The sequence below is a fragment of the Actinophytocola sp. genome (genome assembly GCF_036002505.1).
GTDB lineage: Bacteria > Actinomycetota > Actinomycetes > Mycobacteriales > Pseudonocardiaceae > DASYTH01.
Genome location: NZ_DASYTH010000311.1, coordinates 1 through 4,056 on the forward strand (window position 1 = coordinate 1; position 4,056 = coordinate 4,056).

7 protein-coding genes are annotated in these 4,056 nt (G+C 69.7%); 5 read left to right on the plus strand and 2 right to left on the minus strand.

Annotated elements, in window-relative coordinates; genetic code table 11:
- The first annotated feature begins 662 nt into the window (after window positions 1-662).
- The 4 genes from VGR06_RS27210 (at window position 663) to VGR06_RS27225 (ending at window position 2,515) form a co-directional block, all read left to right on the plus strand.
- On the plus strand, window positions 663-896 hold the full coding sequence (locus VGR06_RS27210; RefSeq protein ID WP_327561983.1) for a hypothetical protein: 234 nt from the start codon (window positions 663-665) through the stop codon (window positions 894-896).
- A gap of 13 nt (window positions 897-909) precedes the next feature.
- On the plus strand, window positions 910-1,410 hold the full coding sequence (locus VGR06_RS27215; protein WP_327561989.1) for a hypothetical protein: 501 nt from the start codon (window positions 910-912) through the stop codon (window positions 1,408-1,410).
- A complete protein-coding gene (locus VGR06_RS27220; protein ID WP_327561984.1) occupies window positions 1,337-1,813 on the plus strand; it encodes a pentapeptide repeat-containing protein in 477 nt (158 codons plus the stop codon). Before VGR06_RS27215 ends, VGR06_RS27220 begins: the two co-directional genes overlap by 74 nt.
- 342 nt (window positions 1,814-2,155) lie before the next feature.
- A complete protein-coding gene (locus tag VGR06_RS27225) occupies window positions 2,156-2,515 on the plus strand; it encodes a hypothetical protein (protein ID WP_327561985.1) in 360 nt (119 codons plus the stop codon).
- Between the two features lie 49 nt (window positions 2,516-2,564).
- Here VGR06_RS27225 and VGR06_RS27230 read toward each other — a convergent pair whose 3' ends face one another.
- The gene (locus VGR06_RS27230) at window positions 2,565-2,759 is read right to left on the minus strand and encodes an IS3 family transposase (protein WP_327561986.1); all 195 of its coding nucleotides are present in this window, start codon (window positions 2,757-2,759) and stop codon (window positions 2,565-2,567) included.
- A 251-nt stretch (window positions 2,760-3,010) separates the two neighbouring features.
- Here VGR06_RS27230 and VGR06_RS27235 point away from each other — a divergent pair, with 251 nt between their 5' ends.
- Entirely contained in the window at window positions 3,011-3,856 is an 846-nt protein-coding gene (locus VGR06_RS27235; RefSeq protein ID WP_327561987.1) for an alpha/beta fold hydrolase, read from the plus strand.
- Here VGR06_RS27235 and VGR06_RS27240 read toward each other — a convergent pair.
- Window positions 3,829-4,056, minus strand: a 228-nt coding sequence (locus VGR06_RS27240; protein ID WP_327561988.1) for an SAM-dependent methyltransferase, incomplete at its 5' end; no start/stop codon positions are given. The genes VGR06_RS27235 and VGR06_RS27240 overlap by 28 nt on opposite strands.

The window sequence follows — 4,056 nt, forward strand, 5'->3', positions numbered from 1 at the left end:
AAGGACGTCGCCGGTGGCCTGCGAGCAGACCCATTGGCGGCCGTCCCCGAGCAACCAGCGCTCGAAGGAGGCGACCTGCTTGTCGTACTTGGGGGCGTGCTTGTCCCAGTAGCGGCGGAGTCGCTCCGATCTGGCGTCGGCGGAGCGCCTGGGCATGGGACGCCACCTCTCCCGCTCTGCCTACGTGGCGCGGGAATCGTAACGCTTGGCCGGTGAGGACGGCGTCGGGCGATCACCGCAGGCTCGGCCTTCCCGCGGCGCTGGATGAGGTCGCTTCCCCGCGACCGTCGCGTCATCGCCGGCCGAGGGCGGCCTTGAACAACGCAGAGCAATGTCTCACCAGCCAGTGACCTCTCCGGTATGTTGCATTGAGCGATCACCCTTTCCGGCTGCCTCCACTCGGCCGCTCAACACGGCAAATCGCGGTCACGATCGCGTGTTTCAAGTCATTCTTAGCGCCCTCGCCATAGGGAGAGCCTCCACTCGCTGCCTTCGCCGACGCGTTCCGGCTCAATGCAACAGTGCCCGGCTATTTCATCACGCTCGGCGGTGCATCAGAATGACCCCGGAAAGACCGCTGGCGAAGGGCCGACACGGCACCGCCGCCGGGCGGCGGTGCCGCGGACTGTCCTGCGCCAGAGCCACTGGAGGAGGCGCGGCACATGACCGGCAACATCCACATCGCCGACGCGCAGGGTGACACCACCCGCACCTGGGACACCGCCGACCCCGCGACCGTCCGGGAGATCGAGGAGGTCTTCCGGGAGGCGCAGACGGCCGGCCGGCTCGTCTACCGGCAGACCGGGGACGGCACCGGCGAACAAGTGACCCTCACGACCTGGAATCCCGAGCAGCACACCGAGGTGATCGTGGCCCCACGGCTGGCCGGCGGCTAGAGGGCCCCCTGCCATGACAGCAGTGGTGTGGTGGGCGGTCGCGGCGGCAGCGGTGGTCGTGCTCGCGTGCTTGCGGGCCAGGGACGCGCTGGCGCGCCGGCGCCAGGCAAGGCTGCGGGCCGAGGCGCTGCTGCTGGCCTGGCTGTCGCCTGGCCAGCGCGCGCAGTACCGTGCGCGTGGCTGGTTCGAGGTCACCACCGCCGCCGGCCACCGCTACCGCGTCCGCCGAGGGGGTATCGTGCGGCTGGATCCCCGCGGGTCCGCCTACTGCATCGAGGCGGTGTCTCCAGTGCCGGTCGCCGACGAGATGCTCGCCAACAAGCTGCTGCTGGAGACCGACGAGCGCCGCTTCCTAGCAACCGCCCACCGCTACCGCGACACCGATCAGCCCAGGAGAGGACGGAGGCGGACCCCGACGGAACCGGTGCCGGCAGTGCCGCATGGGCCCCGCCGTATTGGCAAGACAGTTACGCGCGTACGGCGACCAGGTCAAGGGATCGTACCGACTCGCTGACCCGGGTAGAGGAGACGCGGTAAGGGCTACTGTGATCAGCGGCGGTGACGCTCCCCACGGGCTAAGGGTGCTGGCCGCCGTTGTGCAGCAGGGAGGCGCTGATGGCGATACCCACCGGGTACCCGGCCGTTTCGACGCCTGGGACCCCGACCATGCGGGAACATCCCAGCGGCGGCGACCTGCACCCGGCCAGCCTGTCGGCCGGCCGCCTGCTTCTGGGGCCGATTTTCGCAAAGCCGACCTGCGGGAGGCCTGGCTGCGCGACACCTGCCTGCCCGCCGCTGATCTGCGCGATGCCGACCTCCGCAACGCGGATCTCCAAGGGGCCGACCTGGACGCTGCCGACCTGCGGGGGGCGAACCTGGATGGCGCCGACCTGCGGGGGCGACGTTCTCGCCGCTGACGGCCTGGCCGACGGCTTCCAGCCGCTCACAGCCGGGGCGACCCTGACACGCCCCGAGCGCCATCAGGAGTGACCCCGCCACGTTGCTTGCCTGGCGGATGGGCGACGGTGCGCCGACATGATCGTGATCGGGGCAGGGCCCGCGGGGGAGAAAGCGGCGGCCCAGGCCCGTGGGGTGCCAGAAGTCAGCTCGTCACGCGGCCCACTCGTGCTCATCGATCAGTCCTTCCAGAACATCACGGCAGCGCAACTTGCCAAGGGTCGGTCCACCATCCGATGGCCGCACGCCGATGACACCGGCGCCGCCTGGCCGAAGCTGCGGTGCGGGCGGCGCCGGTTGTAGTGCTCGACGTAGCCTCTCAGGACGCGAACAAGCTGCTGGTGGCCGACGATCAACAGCGGGTCCAGCGTTCACGGCGGACGGTCCCGATCCAGCGCTCGGCGACAGCGTTGGCGTTGGCGTTGGGCGCCTGTATCGGAGTGCAGATGATCTGGACACCGGTTGAGCGCCAGACATCATCGAACGCCCTCGTGAATTTTGGCGTCCCGGTCGCGGATCAGGAACCTGAACGCGGTGGCCTCATCGTCAAGCGCGGCGACAAGGTTGCGGGCCAGCTGGACTACCCACGGCCCGGTCGGGTGCGCGGCTCAATGAAGAACAGCACATACAGCCGCCGCAGGAACACGGTGTGGCGACGGTGAAGAAGTCGCAGGCCAGGATGCTAGCCGCCTGGCGGCGCAGAAACGACCGTCAGGTCGTAGAGACCCGTCGAGGTGCCGGGTCGATCCCATGGGCCCGCAGTACCCTGCGGATCGAGCTGGCCGAGATCTGGCAGCCCAGGCGGAGCAACTCGCCGCGGATCCGCAGGTAGCCCCACCGCGGATTCTCCGAGGCGAGCCGGACGATCAACCGCTGCACGTGGTCAGGGACCGGCGGTCGTCCCATGGAAACCGTCGGGTAAGTCCACCGCCACCGCACCCGGCGCCGATGCCAGCAAAGCCTCGTCCGGGGAGTTCTCGCGGATTTCCTTGGGCCGTCTTGGTCCTGCACGAACGGCTTCGGGTTCTCGGTGAGCCCGGGTCTGCAGGACCGTCGCTGATGTGGGTGGCTCGCGGCGGTGCGGGAGCGATGAGTTCCGGCCGTACCGGCTGTCTTAACGTTCAACCCGACCCTCTTCCACGAATTGAGGCCACGACTTGAGCACGGTCACCTCGCCCGACGGCACGGTCATCGACTACGACCGCTACGGTGACGGGCCCGCCGTCATCTTCATCGGCGGGGCCGCTGCCTACCGCGCGATCGATGAGGCCACCACCCAGACCGCCAAGCGCCTCGCGGCCGAGGGGTTCACGACCGTCGACTACGACCGGCGCGGCCGCGGACGATCCGGCGACACCCAGCCGTGGGCGCTTGACCGCGAAGTCGAGGACGTCGCCGCGCTGATCAAGGCGGTCGGCGGCGCCGCGGCACTGTGCACCAACTCCTCAGGGGCCGACATCGCCCTGGCCGCCGCCAGCGCCGGCGGCGGCGTCACCGCGCTGGCCCTCTACGAGCCGCCGTTCTTCGCCGGCCGCAGCTTCACCACCCACCTCGCCGCGCTGCGCTCGCTGCTCGCCGACGGCAAGAACGACGAGGCGATGCGCTACAACCTGACCTCGGTGATCGGATTGCCGGCCGAGGTCGTCGATGGAATGGCGCGAGCGCCTTGGTGGGCCGCGATGGTCGCGGCCGCCCCCACCCTGGTCTACGACCACGCCGCCACCCACGAGATCAATCTCGACCCCGACTGGCGCGGCCGCTGGGCCAAGGTCACCGTGCCGACGATCGTGTGCTCGGGTGACCAGACCTTCCCCGGCCTGCCCGAGGCCGCCGACGCGGTCGCCGCCGCACTGCCGAACGCGAGCCGCCGCACCCTGCCGGGGCAAGGCCACCGGCCGGCACCCGAGGCGATGGTGCCGGTGCTGCTGGAGTTCCTCGGTTCCAGCAGACAAGCGTTCCAATCCAGGTCGCCGGGTCAGCGCTTGCGGCCGACTCCACCGTAGAACCCGCCCGGCAATATCGAGTTCGGGTCGTCCGGCCGCCACAGCTGGATCTCCACCAGACCAGGGTCCACCAGGTCGACGCCGTCGAAGAACCGCTCGACCTGCGCACGGGTGCGAGTCACCATGAACGCGGTGGTCTGCTGATACAGCCGCTCGACCCTCGCCCCCATCTCAGCCATCTCCTCTGCCGACATGTCCGG